This window comes from Acinetobacter sp. RUH 2624 (assembly GCF_000162375.2).
In the GTDB taxonomy this organism is placed as follows: Bacteria; Pseudomonadota; Gammaproteobacteria; order Pseudomonadales; family Moraxellaceae; genus Acinetobacter; species Acinetobacter nosocomialis.
Genome location: NZ_KI391939.1, coordinates 1,402,204 through 1,423,923 on the forward strand (window position 1 = coordinate 1,402,204; position 21,720 = coordinate 1,423,923).

Annotated in this window: 17 protein-coding genes and 2 pseudogenes; 7 read left to right on the forward strand and 12 right to left on the reverse strand. The window is 38.9% G+C overall.

What is annotated here, in order from left to right; genetic code table 11:
* Positions 1-15 precede the first annotated feature (15 nt).
* The 9 genes and pseudogenes from HMPREF0014_RS13285 to HMPREF0014_RS0206350 all read right to left on the reverse strand — a co-directional run bounded on the left by HMPREF0014_RS13285 (position 16) and on the right by HMPREF0014_RS0206350 (position 12,415).
* The gene (locus HMPREF0014_RS13285) at positions 16-504 is read right to left on the reverse strand and encodes a molybdenum cofactor biosynthesis protein MoaE (protein WP_004886830.1); all 489 of its coding nucleotides are present in this window, start codon (positions 502-504) and stop codon (positions 16-18) included.
* A 3-nt stretch (positions 505-507) separates the two neighbouring features.
* The gene (locus HMPREF0014_RS13290; RefSeq protein WP_001187656.1) at positions 508-762 is read right to left on the reverse strand and encodes a MoaD/ThiS family protein; all 255 of its coding nucleotides are present in this window, start codon (positions 760-762) and stop codon (positions 508-510) included.
* Entirely contained in the window at positions 763-1,803 is a 1,041-nt protein-coding gene (gene moaA / locus HMPREF0014_RS13295) for a GTP 3',8-cyclase MoaA (protein ID WP_006581342.1), read from the reverse strand.
* A gap of 229 nt (positions 1,804-2,032) precedes the next feature.
* A complete protein-coding gene (locus tag HMPREF0014_RS13300) occupies positions 2,033-4,306 on the reverse strand; it encodes a molybdopterin-dependent oxidoreductase (protein ID WP_004886823.1) in 2,274 nt (757 codons plus the stop codon).
* A 150-nt stretch (positions 4,307-4,456) separates the two neighbouring features.
* Positions 4,457-5,086 (reverse strand): NTP transferase domain-containing protein, encoded by a 630-nt coding sequence (locus HMPREF0014_RS13305; RefSeq protein WP_004886820.1) that lies wholly within the window; start codon positions 5,084-5,086, stop codon positions 4,457-4,459.
* Positions 5,083-7,862: pseudogene (locus HMPREF0014_RS13310) on the reverse strand (nitrate reductase). The gene HMPREF0014_RS13305 and the pseudogene HMPREF0014_RS13310 overlap by 4 nt, the downstream one beginning before the upstream one ends.
* Positions 7,863-7,880: 18 nt before the next feature.
* On the reverse strand, positions 7,881-9,503 hold the full coding sequence (gene nirD / locus HMPREF0014_RS13315) for a nitrite reductase small subunit NirD (protein ID WP_004886815.1): 1,623 nt from the start codon (positions 9,501-9,503) through the stop codon (positions 7,881-7,883).
* A gap of 12 nt (positions 9,504-9,515) precedes the next feature.
* Positions 9,516-12,062 (reverse strand): nitrite reductase large subunit NirB, encoded by a 2,547-nt coding sequence (nirB, locus tag HMPREF0014_RS13320; RefSeq protein WP_004886812.1) that lies wholly within the window; start codon positions 12,060-12,062, stop codon positions 9,516-9,518.
* 11 nt (positions 12,063-12,073) lie between these two features.
* Entirely contained in the window at positions 12,074-12,415 is a 342-nt protein-coding gene (locus HMPREF0014_RS0206350; RefSeq protein ID WP_006581338.1) for a hypothetical protein, read from the reverse strand.
* Positions 12,416-12,799: 384 nt separating this feature from the next.
* Between HMPREF0014_RS0206350 and HMPREF0014_RS13325 the strand changes: the two genes are divergently transcribed.
* Positions 12,800-13,390: an ANTAR domain-containing protein gene (locus HMPREF0014_RS13325; RefSeq protein ID WP_004886807.1), complete on the forward strand. Its 591-nt coding sequence runs from the start codon at positions 12,800-12,802 to the stop codon at positions 13,388-13,390.
* Positions 13,391-14,401, forward strand: a complete 1,011-nt coding sequence (locus HMPREF0014_RS13330; protein WP_004886803.1) for an ABC transporter substrate-binding protein — start codon at positions 13,391-13,393, stop codon at positions 14,399-14,401.
* 14 nt (positions 14,402-14,415) lie between these two features.
* Here the strand turns inward: HMPREF0014_RS13330 and HMPREF0014_RS25405 are convergent.
* Positions 14,416-14,516, reverse strand: a pseudogene (locus HMPREF0014_RS25405) (hypothetical protein).
* Between the two features lie 219 nt (positions 14,517-14,735).
* On the opposite strand from HMPREF0014_RS25405, the gene HMPREF0014_RS13335 reads away from it, so the two are divergent.
* From HMPREF0014_RS13335 to accC, 4 genes are all read left to right on the forward strand, one after another.
* Positions 14,736-16,064: a Y-family DNA polymerase gene (locus HMPREF0014_RS13335; protein WP_006581337.1), complete on the forward strand. Its 1,329-nt coding sequence runs from the start codon at positions 14,736-14,738 to the stop codon at positions 16,062-16,064.
* Between the two features lie 235 nt (positions 16,065-16,299).
* Positions 16,300-16,755, forward strand: a complete 456-nt coding sequence (gene aroQ / locus HMPREF0014_RS13340) for a type II 3-dehydroquinate dehydratase (RefSeq protein WP_000099412.1) — start codon at positions 16,300-16,302, stop codon at positions 16,753-16,755.
* 17 nt (positions 16,756-16,772) lie between these two features.
* Positions 16,773-17,192 carry an acetyl-CoA carboxylase biotin carboxyl carrier protein gene (gene accB / locus HMPREF0014_RS13345; protein WP_000354611.1) on the forward strand — a complete coding sequence of 140 codons (420 nt, stop codon included), beginning with the start codon at positions 16,773-16,775 and terminating at the stop codon, positions 17,190-17,192.
* Between the two features lie 16 nt (positions 17,193-17,208).
* Complete coding sequence (accC, locus tag HMPREF0014_RS13350) at positions 17,209-18,579, forward strand: acetyl-CoA carboxylase biotin carboxylase subunit (protein ID WP_002049609.1); 1,371 nt, start codon at positions 17,209-17,211, stop codon at positions 18,577-18,579.
* Positions 18,580-18,633: 54 nt separating this feature from the next.
* Here accC and HMPREF0014_RS13355 read toward each other — a convergent pair whose 3' ends face one another.
* Entirely contained in the window at positions 18,634-19,137 is a 504-nt protein-coding gene (locus HMPREF0014_RS13355) for a hypothetical protein (RefSeq protein WP_002049607.1), read from the reverse strand.
* A 147-nt stretch (positions 19,138-19,284) separates the two neighbouring features.
* Positions 19,285-20,448 (reverse strand): MFS transporter, encoded by a 1,164-nt coding sequence (locus HMPREF0014_RS13360; protein WP_006581336.1) that lies wholly within the window; start codon positions 20,446-20,448, stop codon positions 19,285-19,287.
* 518 nt (positions 20,449-20,966) lie between these two features.
* On the opposite strand from HMPREF0014_RS13360, the gene HMPREF0014_RS13365 reads away from it, so the two are divergent.
* A complete protein-coding gene (locus HMPREF0014_RS13365) occupies positions 20,967-21,710 on the forward strand; it encodes a hypothetical protein (protein ID WP_004886793.1) in 744 nt (247 codons plus the stop codon).
* Positions 21,711-21,720: the final 10 nt, after the last annotated feature.

Sequence of the window (21,720 nt, forward strand, 5' to 3'; positions counted from 1 at the left end):
CTAGTGTTACATATTTCAGTGTGAGTGCTCATGGCCGGCATGATGATGGTGATGTTTGTGGTCGTGCGGCGCATCCTTACGAATACAACAGCCCTCTACATAATGACTTGTGCCATCTGTAAAGAACTCTTCTTTAAAGACAGGCACTTCATGTTTTACCCGTTCGACTGCTTCCTCACATGCTTGAAAAGCTTCACGGCGATGGGCTGCATACACAATCGCAATAATGGCTGTTTCACCAACATCTAGATATCCAATTCGATGAACCACTCGCACATAAGATACCTGATACTTTTTCTCAATTTCTAGTTCAATTTCACGTATCATTTTTTCTGCAAGCGGTTTATAAGATGTATATTTCAGCGCCTTTACCGCTTTACCTTCGTGGTGATTACGAACCGTACCCATAAAAATATCGATACCGCCACATTCAGGAAAAGATTGAATCGGATCAAAAGTATCTAGGCTTAAAGCCTGCTCTTGTATTCTTGCAAACTCTTTCATGATTCATCCTCCAGCAACGGGTGATAATAAAACCAAAGTGCATGGCTCACTTAAGACAGTTTGTCTAGTTATGACATTATCACCAATTGCACATGCACATTTTTCCATGGCTTTTGTAGATTCCGGATGCAATAAAACAATTTCATCTAATACATCTTTAACCAAACTATGGTTAGGACAAACTAACAAAAGATTTTCAGGAAGCAATTTTTCAATTGCACCAAATGCTTCGACTTTAATTTGGATAGATTGTTGCATTTATCCCCCAAGCATATGCATGCTGATTTTACGGGTTTGTTGATGTTGTAAGGCATGGAAACCTTTTGCTTTATGCCAGATATAAGGATGAACCAAATTCTTTAAATTTTGGATATATATACCGTATTCTGGGCTATGTTGTTTGCTTACCAGTGCTTGAAGCTGAGGCTTAATATTTAAACCTTGCGGCGCAAATAAACAGTTATATAATTCGCCTTTTGCGGTAAGCCGTATACGGTCACATTGGTGGCAAAATGAATGCGTAATTGTGGAAATAATTCCTAAATGGTAGCTACCATTAATTAGATATTGACGCGCAGGCTCATGTTGCTGCTCGATCACTTGTACCGAATAATACGGTCGCAATACCTTTAAAATTTCAGCCTCGCTTACCACATCTTTATTTGACCAAAGTGCATCACCATCAAGCGGCATAAACTCGATAAAACGTAAAGGAATATGATTAGAAATTGACCACTTCACCATAGGTAAGATTTGATTATCATTTTTATCTTTCATTAATACGCAGTTAATTTTAAAAGGCAGTCCTTCATCTTTAGCAGCTTGAATACCCTCAAGAACCGGTTCTAACTTTTTCTTAGTGAGCTCTTTAAATTGAATTGAATCAAGACTATCTAAACTAATGTTTAAATCATCTAATCCAGCGTCTTTTAGTTGTTTAGCGTATTTAGCAAGGTAATGACCATTTGTAGTCATCGATATACGTTTTAAACCTAATGCTTTTAAGGCCTGCAAATCACGAACAAAATGAACAATGCCTTGACGCATTAATGGTTCACCACCCGTAATGCGAATACTCTCGATACCTTGCTGCACCATAAAATGACAAAATTGAAAGAGCGCTTCAAAACTAAGCAAGTCCTGTTTATTTAACCATTCTGGATGCTCAGGCATGCAATATACACACTTAAAATTACAGCGATCAGTTACAGAAATTCGTAACTTACGCTTGATACGCCCATATTGATCTTGCAGAAGGCTTGGCGCATTTTCAGAGTGATATTGTTTCATCATTTGCACTCATATCGAGAACATTTCAAATCTTGCGAGCACCGATTATGAACAATCAAATACAAAAAATTGCATCTTAATAGTGCTTTGTTCTTTAATAGCAAAATTTGTTCCAGCTCTACTTATTTTCCATAATATTTAAATTTTTTATAGACTTTTCACCGCACTACCTTAAGAACAATTAAAAAATAAATCTCAAGTTAGCGCGGTAAAATCTATGTTTTACTTGATTCTATTTCTAACACTTTTCTAAACGGATGGGTACATATTTATGGTACGGCGTTTTCGACAATGGATCACAATGTTCAGCAGAAATAAGTAAGTTTAATTGTGGCCCAATCGGTTCTCCATTTTGAAAGCGCATACCGTAGCCATGTGGCAGTGACACAACACCTCTTCTCATCCCATCATCCAACTCAATAGTTACCTGAATTTCTCCATGTTGTGAGATACATTTAAGCTGCCCTCCTGTATCTACATTTAAGTGCCTTGCATCTTCGGGATGAATACGTAGTGCACCTTCTGCATCTACTTTTCGCCAAGCAGGGTCACGGTAAATTTGGTTGGCGTTGTAACTACGGCGTTCACCTGACAAAAGGATGAAAGGAAACTCTTCAACATTAACGTTATGGCTTTTCAAGCTTGCGAGTTCACTTAACATCTCGGGAATTGCAAGACGTATTTTCTTATCTTTATAAGCCACCAGTTTCCAGACTTCGTCATATTCATGTTGCGATAAAACCATACCTGAACGTTGCTTTAATATCTGCTCAAATAGTTTGACACCTTGTGTTAACGGATTACCTTTATAACCTGCACGGCGTACCGCTTTGGTATGTAAAACAGCATATTGAATAGATAGCGGCAGTAAAAAAGCAACTGAATCTGCAGAATTGCCAAGTCGTTTGCCAAGAGTTCGATAAATAATAGAAGCAGCAAAAGGGATATATTTTTTATGTCGTGCCAAGGTAAGTCCTAACGCCGACAAGTATGGTAAGTAGGCAGTTTTTTTCGAGTCGACCGCAGCTATTTTTTCTAAAACTGGGAAACTCTTCGGAATAGCATTCATCGCTTCCAGTAATCGAGTATAAATTTCGGCTTCCGGTAAAGTATTTGCTTGAGCAACCAATACGGGATGACGCAGGTGAAAACCATTCTTAGGAAATTCCAAGTTAAAACCGGTAAATTCCCATTTTTCAAACTGAGTATGAGCAGGCAAAATATAGTGTGCAAATCTCGCGGTTTCTGTCATCGCAACATCAACTACCACCAACAAATCTAATGCTTTAAAGGCTTCCTCAAAAGCTGGTGTATCAGGGTAAGTTAATAGTGGATTACAACTATCTACAAACACAGCACGAATTCGCTTTTCCCCTGCTTTTAAGATTTCATCGGGTAAAATATTAGGCGGGAAAAACCCGGAAATCGGGAACATTTTATGGTAAACGCTACGTCGATATTTTGGTTTTCTTTCATCCGTATCGGTCAAAATTGGAATAAACATGGTATGCAAATTATTGGTACCCTGTTTTCCAAAGTTCCCTGTCAGCAAGTATAAGAGCTTTTCTAAATAACCATTTAATGTTGTATTCAAAGTATGTTGAATACCTAAATCGATACGTACACAGCCTCTTTTTGCTTTGGCAAACTCTCGAACCACTTGATAAATCAAATCGATAGGTACATCAGCTTTAGCAATATAGTCTTCAATCGGGACATGGTTAAATGCAGCTTTTACTTCTTCAAACCCATGTGTGTGCTGCTCAATAAACGCTGCATCATAAAGCTTTTCTTTAATAATGATCGCAATCATGGCCGACATTAAAAAAGCATCTGTTCCCGGTTTTAGCTGTACGTGAATGTCTGCTTGTTTTGCCGTTTCGGTAACACGCGGGTCGAACACCACCATGGTTCGGTTCGGATCTTTTTTAATATGTTTTAGCGTGTCTCGTGCGTTAGGAATACCATGTGCCTGAAACGGGTTCGTCCCAATAAAAAGTACGTAATCTGCATGCTCAACATCTTCTGTCGTATGGCAAGCCTGACTACCGAACAGGCGGCCATTGAGCCAGAAATCACCTGTTTTTTCTTGGGCAAGTGAGTTATATGCATAATAACTTTTCATAGCCAGTAAAAGTTGTCGACCATAAGCTGCACCGAGGTGGTTACCCTGTCCACCGCCCCCAACCGAAGCAAAAGCAGTACCGCCAAATTTATCTCTAATCTGAACCAATTGATCAGCAATTTCTTGTATCGCCACATCCCAACTAATTTCTTGAAATGAGCCATCTGGTTGGCGTTTTAAAGGTGCGGTTAAACGGTCTGCATGTTTCTGGTAATGCTGTAATCTTGCGGCTTTTTGGCAAATGTAACCTTGAGAAAATGGATGCTCAGGATTACCTTTAATTTTGACAAATTGGTTATCTTTAATTTCTACGCTCAAACCGCAGTTTCTTGAACATAAAATACATGCGGTCACATCTGTTTTACTTTGCTGAGCTGCGTCCATCATTTTTCTGGCTCCGTTTATTTTTATACATCTGGCTAGAATGAAAACAACAAGTTCCAAAATAGAACTTAAATTCTAAACAGTCAATAACTCAAAATTTAAAAAATGATTTCAGATTATCAATGTAAATTTTAAATCGATATGATTGAAGTTCTAATTTGTCGAAAAAATCTCTTTAAATGCTTTAATTTGTTTGTATTGTTGAAGTTCATCTAAAGAATTAATGCTATGGAAAAATAAGTTTTGCTTTTGAAAAATGGCTACTTGTGCGTGTAAAAGTTTAAAGCAATTTTTTAAACTCAATTGTTGCTTATCAATTTGCTGCTCTAAAACCTCTAGACTTTCACGTTTTAACAAACAAAATGGGTATAAAGCATCTCCATTAATTGAAACGTAAGCTGCCTGGGCCTGTTTATTTTTGCGAAGTGCGCTGTGTAATTTCGCAACGACTTGCGTAGGTATGTAGGTCACATCACAAGGGATAAACAAAACATAATCTGCTTTTACATGTGACCATGCGCTTTTCATTCCCATGAGTGGGCCAAAAAAGCCTGCTGCATCATCTTGAAAACATTTAATATCAGGCACAATACTTTGATAAATCGAATAATCACGATGACTATTCACCCAAATTTCAGATACAGATGACTTTAATTTTTGATGAATTTTGAGTAGTTGTGTATCGCCATCGAATTGCTGCAACAGCTTATTTAAACCATTCATACGGCGGGCTTGTCCACCCGCCAGAATGACCAGATCAGTTACGGGATATCCCTTATTCACACTTCCACCTCTTGCTGGCAAGCTTTAATCAAGCCTCGGATTTCAGGTAAACATGAACCACAGTTTCCACCTGCTTTTAAACATGCAGTAACCTGTTTTTCATGGGTAATGTTTTGTGTTTTTATTGCTTCGATAATTTTATTCTTACCTACTTTAAAACAACTACACACCAAAGGCCCATCATTATTGGTAGCCGACATTGGCATACCTGCTAGTAAAGCTTTACGGTGCAAGGCGCTCAAACGTTCGCGTTTAAACAGACTTGCTACCCAGTCACGGTCTGGCAATAAATCTGGCGGTGCAATATATAGACTTGCAATTACAATGCCATCTTTAAAAAAACACTATGGCTCAGTTGTGAAGAAATATCTTCTATGCTTAACCATTCAAAGGTTTCATCGGCAAATGGCAAAAAGCTTTTCAGATTCTTTTGAGTATCATGAAAAGTTTGGCGGTCTGCAAGTTCATAGCGGCTGGTTTTCACCATTTTGACTTTGGTCCACCATGCACAGTGATGTAGCGATTCTTGAATATGAGAATCGTATCCTTCACGAATATAGAGCACACCTTGCCAAGTGGTATAGAACGGTTGAATAGTTACAGGCGTATGTTTGAACTCGGGCTCACCTGAAATTGCATCAACTTCTGGATTAACGACTTTACCAATACGGGCATCGGATGCGACCTGTTCAGTCCAGTGAATCGGTGCAAAAATTTGCCCACGACGGACACCTGATGAGAAGGTTACACGTAGTACACAACTGCCCCATTTCGAACGAACTTCTACTAAACCTTGATCACGTACACCAAACTTTAATGCATCACTTGGATGAATCTCACAGAATGGTTCAGCACGGTGACTGGTTAAATTTGGCGACAAACCAGTACGGGTCATGGTATGCCATTGATCGCGAATACGCCCCGTGTTCAAAATGAGCGGATAATCTTCTGAAATTGCATGTACCGGATTAATTGCAACAGTCGGAATTAGTTTTGCCTTGGTGTTTTTGTGACTAAACTGGCCCTTGCCAAACAGTTGTTGAACAGCTTTAGCGTCTTGATTTTTACTCCAGACTGGCCATTGCACTGGTTGCAGAACATCGTACTCAGCAGCACTTAGGTTCATTAAACCTTTTAAGTTGAAATAACGAAACGTATCAGTTTGCTCACGTGCTTCAATGTCCGCATTATCTTGTGCTGACAAAGCCGCATGTTCATTGAAAATATCAACAGCACTCGTAAAGTCAAAACCTTTAAAGCCTAATTTTTTCGCAACTTGGCTCACTGACCACCAATCTGCTTTTGCTTCACCCGGCGCAGGTAAAAAAGCACGTTGACGTGAAATACGACGCTCAGAGTTAGTAACGGTTCCGTCTTTTTCACCCCAACCTAAAGCTGGAAGCAAAATATCGGCGTAAGCCGTAGTATCCGTATCGGCACAGATATCTGACACAACGACCAATTCGCATTTTTCTAAAGCACGTTTCACCTGATCAGCATCTGGTAAACTTACCACCGGATTGGTTGCCATAATCCAGATGGCTTTAATTTTTCCAGCTTCAACAGCACGGAATAAATCAACTGCTTTTAAGCCAGCTTGAGTTGCAATAAATGGGCTGTCCCAAAAGATTTGCACTACTTTTTGGTGCAAGGGATTATCTAAATCCATATGGGCAGCCAGCATATTAGCTAAGCCACCCACTTCTCGGCCACCCATAGCATTGGGCTGGCCTGTCATTGAAAATGGTGCAGCGCCGAGCTTTCCAATTTTGCCTGTTAGTAAGTGACAGTTAATAATGCTGTTGGCTTTATTCACGCCCTGACTTGATTGATTCACACCCATTGAAAATAGCGTAATTACCTTTTCAGTCTGCGCAAATTTCTCAAAGAACTGTTGCATCTTATCGAGTGCAATTCCTGTACGCTTTGCCACATATTCCACATTAGTTTCTGGCTCGCTGCTTGCCAAAACCTCTTGCAAACCTTCGGTATAAGCATCAACAAAAGCCTGATCGGCATGACCATTTTGATATAAATATTGGAATAGACCGTTGAACAATGCGACATCTTGGCCCGGTAAAATCGGTAAATGTAAATCCGCTTGCTCACAAGTACTGGTAAAACGTGGGTCAATCACCACAATAAACATATCTGGATTGTGGCTTTTAGCCTGCATAATCCGTTGATACAGTACAGGATGGCACCATGCGGTATTGGAACCAACCAAAACCACCATGTCTGCATGTTCAAAATCTTCATAACTTGCAGGCACAATATCTTCACCGAAACTACGTTTGTGACCTGCCACCGCAGATGACATACAAAGCCGTGAGTTGGTATCGATATTTGCAGTGCCCAAATAGCCTTTTACAAACTTGTTCACCACATAATAGTCTTCAGTCAAAAGCTGACCTGAAACATAAAATGCAATGCTGTCACGACCATATTTGTCGATACAAGACTGGAATTTATCGGCAATTTTATTGATTGCTGCATCCCATGTCGTTACAGTCCGATGTGGCTTACGACCAAACATGGGTTGAAGTAGACGTGTTTCCAACCCCAAAGTATCCGCAAGACGGCTACCTTTAATACATAAGCGTCCAAAGTTGGAAGGATGCTCAGCATCCCCCTCAACTTGCACCACAGGTCCTTGAGGTTTTTGTTGGACGTTTACGCTAACACCGCAACCTACACCGCAATATGGACATGTTGTTTTGATTGTTTTTGCAACATGATCGGAGCTATCGACTTCAACGCTTGGAATACTATTCATAACTGCTCCTTTCCCTATTTAGCCTGCATTTTTTAATGCAAAATCTCGACCAAATAGCAGTTTATTTCTAAATGAAGAAACAGGGGTTTGGTCTGCAATTAACTCTGCATACCACATACCATCTTCAGTATCACCAAACAATACTGCACCGATTACTCGATCGCTTTGAATAATAATGCGTTTATAAATCTGGCGTTTTTCATCGTTCAGGATAATGTCTTCATAATCATCTTTCGGCTCAAAATTGCCCGCCGAGAATACATCGACACCACTGACTTTTAACTGAGTCGGTACAGTGGGTGCTTTAAAAGTTAAGCTGCCGTGCTCTGCTAAATGGGTCGCGCAAATAAAAGCTTGGCCCCATAGTGGCTCAACCAAACCAAAAGTTTGACCACGGTGTTCAATACACTCACCCACCGCGTAAATACTTGGGTCAAATGTTTGCATGGTGTCATTCACCAATACACCACGATTACAACGTAAACCAGCACTTTGTGCCAAAGCAATATTTGGACGAATGCCCACAGCGAATACCACAAGGTCAGCATCTAACACTGTGCCATCTTTCAAACGGATTTGCTTCACATGTCCGTTTTCATCACCAATTAACGCTTCTGTATTGGCTTCGGTAATAATATGAATACCTTTTTGTTCAATGCTATGACGTAATAACTGGCTCGCACGACCATCAAGTTGGCGTTCCATAATACGGTCCATCAAATGCAATACTGTGACATTCATACCGCGTTGTTTTAAACCATACGCCGCTTCTAAACCCAGCAAACCGCCACCAATCACGACTGCATTAGTTTTTGAATCGCAGTATTCAATCATGGTGTTAACGTCATAAATATCGCGGAAAGTTAACACACCTTTTAGGTCAACACCTTGAACTGGTGGAATAAATGGTGCCGAGCCTGTTGCCAGAATCAAACGGTCATAATCAACTGTCTTGCCTTTTTCGGTGTAAACCACTTTACGTGGGCGATCAATTTTTACGGCTTTATCACCGGCAATAAATTTAATGCTTTTATCGTCATACCACTTTGGTGGATGCAACATAATGTCTTCAATGGTTTTCTCACCCGATAAAACCGGAGACAACATAATACGGTTATAGTTACCCCATGGTTCTTCACCAATCACCGTAACTTCATAACGGTCTGGTGCCATATCAAGTAAATCTTCCAGACAACGCATCCCTGCCAAACCATTCCCGATCAGCACCAGTCTAAGTTTGTCTTGTGATACCCCTGTATTGGTAATATAAGTTTTTTGCGGCACCGCATTGATCCAAACACGGCCATCAACAATTTTGCTCGGGTAAACCGCCAATTTTTGGTCTTTATCTTCTAAACAACGGCCCGTAGCTAAACTGAAATGTTGTTTATAAATTGGTGATGCAACCACGCGTTCGCCTTGTAAATCACCAATAATCCCGCGACTCATCACATTTGCTAAGCTAAACGGATCTTTATTGCTTAGTACATAAACACGTTTTTCATGCCCCACACGGAAGATTGCAACCGCTTGACCGCTCACTAGCGCTCCTGCACCAGTGTTTGGAGTTAAATCATCGAGTGCACAAACGTCAATCCACTGATCATCAGGAAGCATATTTTTGTCTTGTACAATATTCATATAAGTTCCCCTTTATGCTTCAACCATTGGAATACGGTCTTCTGAACGTTCAGCTTCGGTTAATGGGCGGATTTGACCACGTTCAGTTGTAAATTGAATGTGCGGATCAGCTTGTTCATTCGCTCCTGCATTGATATAGGTTTGGAAGCGTTTACGAACTTCTGGGTTCTCGACAGCTGTACGCCATTCGTCTTGATATGTACCAATAATGTGTTCCATACGGCGCTCAAGCTCGGCGGCTAAACCAAGAGAGTCATCAACGATCACAGATTTAAGGTAGTCTAGACCGCCTTCCATGTTGTCACGCCATACACTGGTACGTTGTAAACGGTCTGCCGTTTGAATGTAGAACATAAAGAAACGGTCGATATAACGAATCAGTGTTTCTTTATCAAGGTCAGATGCAAGTAATTCTGCATGACGCGGTTTCATACCACCGTTACCACATACATAAAGGTTCCAACCCTTTTCAGTGGCAATCACGCCTACATCTTTACCTTGCGCTTCTGCACACTCACGTGTACAGCCAGACACTGCCATTTTCAATTTATGCGGTGAACGCAAACCTTTGTAGCGGTTTTCAAGTTCAATCGCTAAACCAACCGAGTTATCTACCCCGTAACGGCACCAAGTGCTACCCACACAAGATTTCACTGTACGTAACGACTTACCGTAGGCATGACCAGACTCGAAGCCCGCAGCATTTAACTCTTCCCAAATAAATGGAAGTTCATGAACTTGGGCACCAAACATATCAACACGTTGACCACCAGTAATTTTGGTGTATAAGTTATATTTCTTTGCAATTTGACCAATCGCAATTAAGCCATCCGGAGTGACTTCTCCACCTGCCATACGCGGTACAATTGAGTAAGAGCCATCTTTTTGAATGTTACCTAGGTAGTAGTCGTTACTGTCTTGCAAGCCTGCATGACTTGGCTTAAGTACGAAATCATTCCAGCAAGATGCCAAAATATTTGCTGCCGCTGGTTTACAAATATCACAACCTAAACCGTGCCCATGTTGATGAATCAAATCATCAAATGTCTTGATTTCATTGACACGGACCAAGTGATACAACTCTTGACGCGAGTACGGGAAGTGTTCGCAAATATGATTGTTAACAGTCACACCTTGACGTTGTAACTCTGACTTCAATACTTGAGTCACTAATGGTGCACAACCACCACATGCTGTTGCTGCTTTGGTGCATTTCTTTAATGCACCTAAAGAGGTCGAACCATCGCTAATTGCTTGGCAGATGTCTGCTTTTGATACGTTGTTACATGAACAAATGGTCGCGCTGTCTGGCAGTAAATCGACTCCGCTACCACCAGATTTTGCTGCTGATTGCTCAAAACCCAGCATAATTAAACTTTCAGGCACTTCCGGTAAAGCCAGACCATTCAACATCATTTGTAAAAGTTCGTTGTATTCTTTGGCATCGCCCACTAAAACCGCGCCAAGCAATTTGGTTTTGTCGGCATTTACAACAATCTTTTTATAAACCAGTGCATGTTCATCTGCATAGAAATAGCTTAATGCACCTGGGGTTATGGCATGTGCATCACCGACCGAAGCAACATCAACACCCATCAGTTTCAACTTGGTGCTCATGTCTGCGCCAGCGAAGCAATGACACTCTTCATCTAAAATATGTTTTGCTGCAATACGCGCCATGTCATAGCCCGGTGCAACCAAGCCATAAATTTTATTTTGCCAAAGCGCACATTCACCAATGGCATAAATGTTTTGATCAGATGTTTGGCAATAATCATTAATTACAATACCGCCACGCTCACCAATCGCAAGCCCGCTATTTCGCGCTAACTCATCACGTGGGCGGATCCCCGCAGAGAATAAAATCACATCAGTTTCGAGTTCACTACCATCGGCAAACTTCATCACATGAGTGGTATTTACACCAGACTCAATAGACTGAGTCGCTTTTTGTGTATGAACTTTTACACCTAAATCTTCAATTTTACGGCGTAAAACTTTGCCCCCTAAGTCATCAATTTGAACTGCCATCAAACGTGGTGCAAACTCAACAACGTGCGTTTCTAAATCTAAATCACGTAAAGCTTTGGCTGCCTCAAGTCCAAGTAAACCACCGCCAATTACTACACCTGTTTTTGCATTGAGACTCGCTGCACGAATCGCGTCTAAGTCTTCAATAGTACGGTAAACAAAACAGTTTTCACGGTCATTACCCGGAATTGGCGGAACAAATGCATATGAACCAGTCGCCAGCACCAACTTGTCATAACTAATCACATCACCATGATTGGTTGTTACGGTTTGTGCAGTTGTATCAATCGCCACTGCTTTAGTATTTAAACGTAGGTCGATGCCATACGCATCGGCAAAATCAAAACGTGCTAAAGATAAATCTTTTGCCGATTTCCCTGAGAAGTATTCAGTCAAATGTACGCGGTCATATGCGATACGAGGCTCTTCTGCGAGAATTGTGATTTCCAGTTCATCATCTGCTTTTTCTAAAATGGCTTCGATGAATTTGTGGCCCACCATACCATGACCAATCATTACCAATTTCATAGTGTTTCTCCTCAAATCACGTTGCTTTTAAGCTGCGTTCTTACGTTCTCAAATAGACATTGTTGTTTTGCCTTGTGCTCTACCGAGAAACGTATCAACATCACAAAGCGTATAGCTGCTTGGAATCCATTTTTTCCACTCGTTGACGACACCCAATGCATAGCAAAGTCATAAAAACAAATAAAAAAAGCGAGCCCCCTCATAGAGAAGGCTCGCATCGCTGGAACTGAAAAATTAGTTAATTCAGATGTAACTTTTTTATGCAATAAAAATAAAGACATAACCTTCACTCCGACTGAACGTAAATTCTTTATGTGTGCAGTTGCACTCACAAATTCGATCAGAACGGACATCGTTGGCCGTCTTTAAAACTTATGGTCGTCTTCGACCTGTAATTAACTAAGCATTTTGCATGCCAATTCTTTTTAAGATTAATATTAATAATTTTTTATTATTATTTTCAATTATTTAAACTAAAATACCTTTTCATCCATAAAGAAGATTTAATTTTTCCTGCACTATTGCTGCTCCTCTATATGGTTTAAACAAAAATAAGTTTTGCCACAAAATGAATCGTATTTTTGCACCAATATCGATCAAAACAATGCTTTAACATAGTAAAGGACCACTCATGCCTGATTTTTTGTTTAAATTTGGATGGCACTAATCTTGCTTAAAACTTAATAACAAAAAACGCGTCGAATTGGCGCATTTTCTTAGCCTGATTTTCTGAACTTATGCCAAAACTCAAAATAGCTCTTATCGATGATGATCATGCACGGGCCGACTATATAAAAAACAGTCTGCTTGAAAATGACTTTGAAGTGGTGGCCTGCCTTACTTTGGACCACTTAAATATTTTCTGTCTTGAAGATTTACAAGCCGATGTCATCTTGCTCGACATGGATCATCCTCATCGTGACATTATTGAAAGTTGTGTGAGTAGCTATGACCTACCAACTGTTCTATTCACTAAAAATTCAGATAAAGACACCATCAAACAAGCGATAGATGCAGGTGTAACGGCTTATATTGTAGACGGCATAGACCCTGCCCGCTTACATACCATTTTAGAGATTTCAATTGAGCAATATAAAAAACATAAAAAGCTCGAAGGTGACTTAAAAGAAGCTCAAACCAAACTGGCAGATCGTAAAGATGTTGAAAAGGCCAAAGTGCTACTCATGCAACTGCATGGCTTACCTGAAGATACGGCTTTTCAATTACTCAGAAAAAATGCCATGAGTCACCGTATAACGATTGGAGAAATGGCACGGCGTTTACTTGACGCTCAAAAATTACTAAATGATCAACTAAAGGATGAATAAATGAGCAAATTAGAAAAGACTCAATTGCAACTCGGCTATATTCCTTTACTTGATTGCATCGCTTTACTGTGGGCAAAGCAGCAAGGTTTCTTCGAAGAAGTCGATTTAGATGTTACCCTAGTCAAAGAAGCATCATGGGCAAGTCTACGCGACCGTTTAGCTTTTGGTTTATTAGATGCTGCACATTGTTTATCTGCTATGCTACCCGCTGCAGCTGTGGGTGCAGACCAAATTGGTATTGCACTGCAAACCCCTCTTATTTTAAGTAAAAACCGTGCCTTTATTAGCTTAAGCCAAAAATTAACCCATCAACTGGCTATTCAAGAGAATGATAATGCACAAACTACCGCCCAAAAAGTGACGAGCTACATTAAAGAAGATAATGCTCTATCCTTAGCCCATGTATTTAAACATTCAATCCATCATTATTGTTTAAGAGAATGGCTTGCGTTGGCAGATTCTAAAATAGCTCAAACGCTCAAACTCAAGGCACTTCCGCCACCGTATATGGTCGAAGCTTTAGATAACCATGTGATTGATGGTTTTTGTGTGGGAGAGCCGTGGAATACACAAGGAGAACTTTTAGGCTTAAGTAAAATGGTTTGCTCAAGTCAGGACATTATTCCCAATGTGGCAGATAAAGTTCTCGCAGTAACTCAAGAATGGGCCGAACAACACCCTCAAACCTTAGTTGCACTTACAGGGGCAATTATGAAAGCCCAAAAAGAATTGAGTAATTTAAAAGATTTTACGCCTGTCTTAAAGTTATTGGTCGAGTTTGGGATTGTCCGATTTCATTGCTCGGAAGAAGTACATGTCGATAAATACTATATGATTCAAAATATTGTTAAGTATTTGGTTAAAGAAAATGCTGCCCCGCAACCAGAAGACTTTTATTGGTTATTTGAACAAATGCAAAAATGGGAAAAACTTCAATTAGCCCCTGCTCAAATCATAGAACTGAGTACACAATGCATTAATCTCGATTGCTACAATCAAGCCAAACTCTAAAAAACTTAAGCACATTATAAAAAAAAGCTGTCTTTATTAACAAAGACAGCTTGAAAGACCCATAAGACAAATGCGTTATACGCATTACTACATTTAAAAGACTCAACTCATCCATTAAATATAGTTCTTATGCTTCCGATCATAACCAACTAAAACTTATCATTTTCAGACATTTCCATATCAATAACTGACAATTCAGCAGTCTTGCATCCTTTTTATAATTTCGACGAACAACCTGAACTCCCCTAGATATTAGTCTGTAATTTTGTTAACTTGATTATGTTACAAATTCAAAATATGTATTTTGGATTAATAAATTGGGGGCAAAGAAATGATGAGAGAAATCTCACACCGCGAAGTTTATGCACTGGTTGATATTAACAATTGTTATGTCAGCTGTGAGCGACTTTTCAACCCTAAACTCAATGATAAACCTGTAGTTGTTTTATCTAACAACGATGGCTGTGTTGTTTCACGTAGCGAAGAAGCAAAACTTTTAGGTATCAAGATGGGAATACCTTGGTTTCAAATTGAAAAAGATGCTTTAAAAGCTGGTGTTCAAGTTTATTCAAGCAACTACACTTTATATGCCGAGATGTCTCGTCGCTTTTTTGCTGTCCTCGGTGACTTTTTCTCTCCAGATGACTTAGAAGCTTACTCTATAGATGAATGCTTTATTCATCTCACCCCTTACCTTCAGTCTATTGATATATCAGATTACTGCAGTGAAGTGAGAAACACCCTCCTAAAATGGTTAGGCTTACCTTGTTGTATTGGTATTGGATATTCAAAGACACAAGCAAAACTTGCCAATCACTATGCTAAGAAAATTAAAAGTTTTAGGGGAATTTGTAATTTTATCACCTTAGATCCATTAATTATGGAAGATCTCATGCAGCACACATCAGTCAAAGAAGTGTGGGGAATTGGCTATCAATTGGTCAAACAACTACAAAGTTATGAAGTGTACTCCTGCCTAGACTTAACTTTTGCCAATGAACACCATATGGCAAAAGCATTTTCTGTGGTCATGGCACGTACCATTCGTGAGCTAAAAGGCCAATCCTGTATTCAACTTGACGATCCCGCTATTCCGACTAAACGGATTTTAGCATCACGAAGTTTTGCTCAAGCTTTATCCAGTATTGAGATTATTAAACAAGCACTTATCTTTCACCTTAACCGGGCACATCGCCGTTTAATGAAACAAGAACAACTTTGTGCCTGTGTTCAAGTTATGCTTTATGAAAAAACCGACAAACCACCCTATAAAAAAGCCACATCTCAGGCAATTGGCCTTCATTATGCAACAGATGATTTATGTATACTAACAAAAGCCGCAATGCAGCAAATCGATGTTTTATATAAAGAAAATAAAAGCTACATAAAAATTGGCGTGTTATTTTGTGGTCTACATGCACGTCAGCAACATATTGATGATTTATGGCAGCCTTTAGAACTTATTCATCAAAGACAACAATTGATGGAAACTTTAGGTATAGTCCGTAAGCGTTTTGGTAGTCATTACTTACAAGTCGGCTATCACTCACGTAACCCATCTTGGCAAATGAAACAATGCCATCGCTCAAAAAATTACCTAACTCGCTGGAATGAAATGTTAACGATTGAAGATGCTCACGACCTCGTTACACAAAATACATGAACTGTTTTTGTCAATTCGGTTTAAAATAAGCTCCGTTAAATTACTTGAAATTTTGTCATTTTTTAACATTGCTAATTCGTCGCAAAATTTACAATATATAAGCCGAATTTGGTGTACCCTTTCTGCGACAATTAAAAGAAATTATAAAAAACTTGTAGAAACATATGCCATAATAAGCAAACTTTGCAGACATCTTGCAAAGATTATTTGCAACTTTAGAGCTGGAGCAATCTGAATGAGTTCGACCATTTTGGTAATTCATGGACCGAATTTGAATTTGCTGGGAAAACGCGAACCAGAAGTATATGGTCATCTTACCCTAGACAATATCAACCAACAACTTATTGCTCAAGCTGAACAAGCCTCTATTACACTAGATACTTTTCAAAGCAACTGGGAAGGTGCCATTGTTGACCGTATTCATCAGGCACAAACAGAAGGCGTAAAACTGATTATTATTAACCCTGCTGCTCTCACTCATACTTCAGTTGCTTTACGCGATGCCTTACTGGGCGTTGCTATTCCCTTTATTGAAGTACATTTATCAAATGTCCACGCACGTGAAGCTTTCAGACATCATTCTTATTTATCAGACAAAGCAATTGGCGTGATTTGTGGTCTAGGCGCAAAAGGTTACAGCTTTGCTCTCGATTACGCTATTGAAAAAATTCAACCATCTAACCCAAACTAGTTCAGGAATAGTCGCCCATGGATATCCGCAAAATTAAGAAACTCATCGATTTAATGATTGAGTCTGACTTGCAAGCGATTGAAGTTAAAGAAGGTGATCAATCGATCGCTTTAACTCGTCGCAATCCTGTCGTTGCTGCGGCTGGTGTAGCACTTCCGGCAGCTCCTGTTGCTGAAGCACCTGTTGCAAAAACACCACGTGGAGCAGTTGAAACTTCTCCTATGGTTGGTGTGTTCTATGCTGCTCCAAGCCCAGGCGAAGCACCATTTGTTAAAGTAGGTCAAACAGTATCTGCTGGTGAGACTTTGGGTATTATCGAAGCAATGAAAATCATGAACCCGATTGAAGCAACTCAAAGCGGCGTGATTGAAGAAATTTTAGTGAAAAATGGTGAAGTGATCCAATTCGGTCAACCTTTATTCCGTTATCGCGCGTAATACCTCGGGGACAACTATGTTGCAAAAAGTTTTAATTGCAAACCGTGGTGAAATCGCTTTACGAATTACCCGGGCTTGCAAAACATTAGGAATCAAAACTGTCGGTATCTATTCAGATGCTGATAAAGATTTGATGCATTTACGTTTCGTTGATGAAGCAGTATGTATTGGTCCGGGTGCAAGTAGTGACAGCTATTTAAATATCCCGGCAATTATTACTGCTGCAGAAATTACTGGTGCTGATGCAATTCACCCAGGCTATGGCTTTCTTTCAGAAAATGCCGAGTTTGCTGAAATTGTAGAAAGCTCAGGTTTCACATTCATTGGCCCTCGCCCAGAACATATTCGTTTAATGGGTAATAAGGTTTCTGCAATTGTTGCAATGAAAAAAGCTGGTGTACCGACAGTACCTGGTTGTGACCATGCAGTAACTATCCACAATGCTTTAGCTGAAGCTAAAGAAATCGGTTTCCCGCTTATTGTTAAAGCGGCAGCTGGTGGTGGTGGTCGTGGTATGCGTATTGTTGAACGCGTAGATACATTACTTGAGTCAGTTCAAGCAGCTCAACGTGATGCAGAAATGTGGTTCGGCGATGATACCGTGTACATGGAACGCTTCTTACAAAAACCTCGCCATGTCGAAGTTCAAGTTTTAGGTGATGGTAACGGCCATGCGATTCATTTATATGATCGCGACTGCTCATTACAACGTCGTCACCAAAAGGTGTTAGAAGAAGCTCCTGCTCCAAATCTACCAGAACAAGCACGCGCTGATATTTTACAAGCTTGTGTTAATGCATGTCAGTTAATGCAATATCGTGGTGCTGGTACATTTGAATTCTTGTTCGAAGACGGCGAGTTCTTCTTTATTGAAATGAACACTCGTGTTCAGGTTGAGCACCCTGTAACTGAAATGGTGACTGGTGTTGACATTATTGAACAGCAATTACGTATTGCAGCTGGTTTAGGCTTAGAGCTTCAACAAGAAGATATTGAAGTTCGTGGTCATGCCATTGAATGTCGTATCAATGCCGAAGATCCAACCACTTTCTTACCTTCACCAGGCAAAATTGAAAGTTTTTATGCGCCAGGCGGTGCAGGTATTCGTTTAGATTCTCATATCTATCCTGGATATAGCATTCCACCTTATTATGATTCAATGATTGCAAAATTGATCTCTCATGGTAAAAATCGTGAAACTTCGCTTGCCCGTATGCGTCAAGCGTTAGACGAAATGATTCTTACAGGAATTAAAACCAATATTCCTTTACATAAAGATCTTATCTTGCAAGATAAAAACTTCTGCGAACAAGCAATGGACATCCATTACCTTGAAAAACACTTGTTGAAAAAAGTGGAAGAAGAAAAGAAAGCTGAAACTGCATAATATGCATAATAAAAAAAGCCTCTTACATAAGAGGCTTTTTTTATTAATTCAAATTTATGGCAACATGCGACGTAGTGTTGCAAAACATTGCTCGCCTTTAGCAGTTGAGCAGAAATTGATGGTATGGTCATTTTTCCATTGCACAAAATACTGGGAAACATCACCAGTCTGATCTTGCTGCTGACCAGAACAATCAACTTTATTATTATCAAACTTAATCTGCATCACTAGAGCTGATAACTGCTCTTTAGGGTCATCAGATGGTTGATATTCATAAATACCATATGACCATTCTTCACCGCTTTTAATCACCACATCATTACTACTACGGAAATTATAGTACTCTACACATTTTTTATTATTTGGAATCTCCATTCCCCACAATCCCATAATTTCAGGACGCGTAACAATACGTATAGCGTTAGGATTACTAGCAGTGCGTACGGGCTGTTCAGTTGGCTGTTGAGTCACTGTCTCAGCCATAGCAAAACCAGAACAAGCCAATAATAATCCCATAATATAAATATTTTTCATAGATTTATTAATCATTAAACGCATGGGTTTAAGTTAGCACATTTTTTTAGAAAAACATTGTTTCATAACCATATAAAAACAATATTTTTCAACCGTAACGAACCGATACTTCTCATCAAACAATTTTTATCTTTAACTACTCATCCCTAACAATTTTTAGCAACATTTGACTTAAGAAGCTGGCTTTTCAATCTGTTTTGGTAGCCAAAATACAAAGCACAAACCTAGAAGCACTACTAATGCAGCAATCATAAAAATATACTCACCAGTAAGAATTTTCCAATAATGACCAGCTAGAATACTTCCAAAGGCAACTCCAAGTCCCCACATGGTGCTATAAAAAGCCTGACCTCGACCTTGCTGCCCTATTGAAAAGTTCTGAAAAATGAGACGCATTGCAATAAGATGAAACAAGCCAAAACTAAAAGCATGTAAGCACTGTGCAAATAACTGACCTATAAAATAATGAGAGAAGAGAGCCACCAACAACCAGCGTATGCTTGTTAAAACTAAGCACATGGCAACAAGACTACGCCACGAAAAATATTTAAAAAACGTAGCGGCATATGCAAACATCACAATTTCAGCAATCACTCCCATTGCCCATAAAAAGCCAATTTCAGTGGTACTGTAATTTAAAGATTTTAGAAAATTGCTATAAAAACTATAAAAAGGGGCATGTGAAAAAAGAAGAATAAATTCAATAGTAAAAAAAGCAGCAACTTCTGGACGCTTTAACACAGGCAATAAAGGTTCTAAATACTTTTGTGAAGTAGGAGCCCCTTCTGGTTCACGAATCGTAAAAGCCCAAATAAATGCAAGCGATGCTATTATGAGTAATAAAATAGGCAACATAGAGATTGGAATAATTTCTAAAATTGCACCTATGGTAAACACACCTACAATAAAACCGACCGATCCCCATTTTCGAATTTTTCCATAAAGTTTTGCCCTTTGGTCGCCCAACCAAAATAAGGTTACCCCTTCAAACTGAGCCAAAATTGCATTTTGGAAAAAGCTAAAAATAAGCATAAGTAAAGCGACAGATTGAAATGTATTGGGAACTATAAAGATAGCCAACCATATACAAGCTTCCATCCAAGTTGCGAGCCGCACCAAAAGCATTCTTTTACCAGATTTATCTGCGATCCAGCCCCAAACTAAAGGCGCAAAGAATCGCGTCACAATAGCAATAGATGATAAGATACCTATCTGCTGATAATTAAACCCTTGATCTTGAAGATATAAATTCCAATACGGCATGAATGTGCCAACGATGGAATAGTAAAAAAAGTAGAATCCTGACAGTCTAGCTGCGATTGTTAATGGTTGCATTCGGTTGCTTTATCTTGCATTTTCAAATAGTTAATCATAATTAAAGTTGCATCTGCTTGTACCACAATGCTGTATTTTGCAATTCAACAGTCTACAAATCAGTCTACAAATTTATTTTTCAATTAATTTAAAAAAATTTGTAGACTGCATGCTTTTTAAGCAAAACTCAGCCAACTTTCAAACCTGAGTAATTCTATCATTTTGAATAGGATAGAAATGAATTATTATCAGTTCATAGCTGAGTTTGGCTTCTTAATAGAAAGAAATGAGTAAAGTGAAATTATGAAAGATTGGGTATATTTTTACATTGAACACACTATTAAATATGGTGAGCCATTCTATAAAGAGGTTGGCTGGTCTTTGGGTTTGAAGAATAATTATATAGTTATAAGCGCGATCCGAAGCTAAATAAAGAATAATAATGCAAAGGTGGGCCGATCATGTTGCTAATTGGTCTAATTAATAACTGAGACTTAATAATATATTAAAATATCATTTAATTTTAAGGTGCCAAGCTTATGTCTGAAGAACTATTTGTATTCAGCTACGATGATGATAATGATGCTTTGAATACTTTAGCAACTTATTATCAAATCACAACTGAAGTAATTCATAGCAAAATGAAGAGCTTACAAGAAATATATGAAGATTTTAAAATTACAGGGAATGCGACCATATTTTTATATGTGATACGTGTTCTTTTAGATGCTACTCCTTTAAAAATTGATAATGAAAAATTTAAAATTTATTTTTATCATAGAACTGGTTCTGATTGTACCAAAGAGTGGTTTGCAAATGGTTTATTAAATTCAAGAGATGGTATTTCTAGCTTTGTTTCAAACATTGAAAGTCTTTATCCAGATTTAAATATTAAGTCCTATGAGGATGCAATGCTAGGTCATGACCTATCGAAACACAATTTTGAAGTAGTCGGTCCGTTTGCCTTTCTTCGTAAAATAGATGCTATAGAGAACACATTTCAAAGATCGTTTTTAAACTTACCTGAAATTTTTTTTGATGTTGCACAAAATGATGATATATATGAGATTTTGTTGAGTTTATTACATCCTACATTAGTTAAATTTTGGGTACATATCGATTCAGACTATTTTGAATCTTACTTACTTGATTACTGGTGTTCATTATTAGGTAATTATGAAAAAGGTTTTGATATTGGACAGGGAAAAAGTATACCTTTTGAAAATATTGTTGAAATTATAAAGTTACCAAAATATATCGATACCGATAGTTTAATACACTGAATCTAGAATC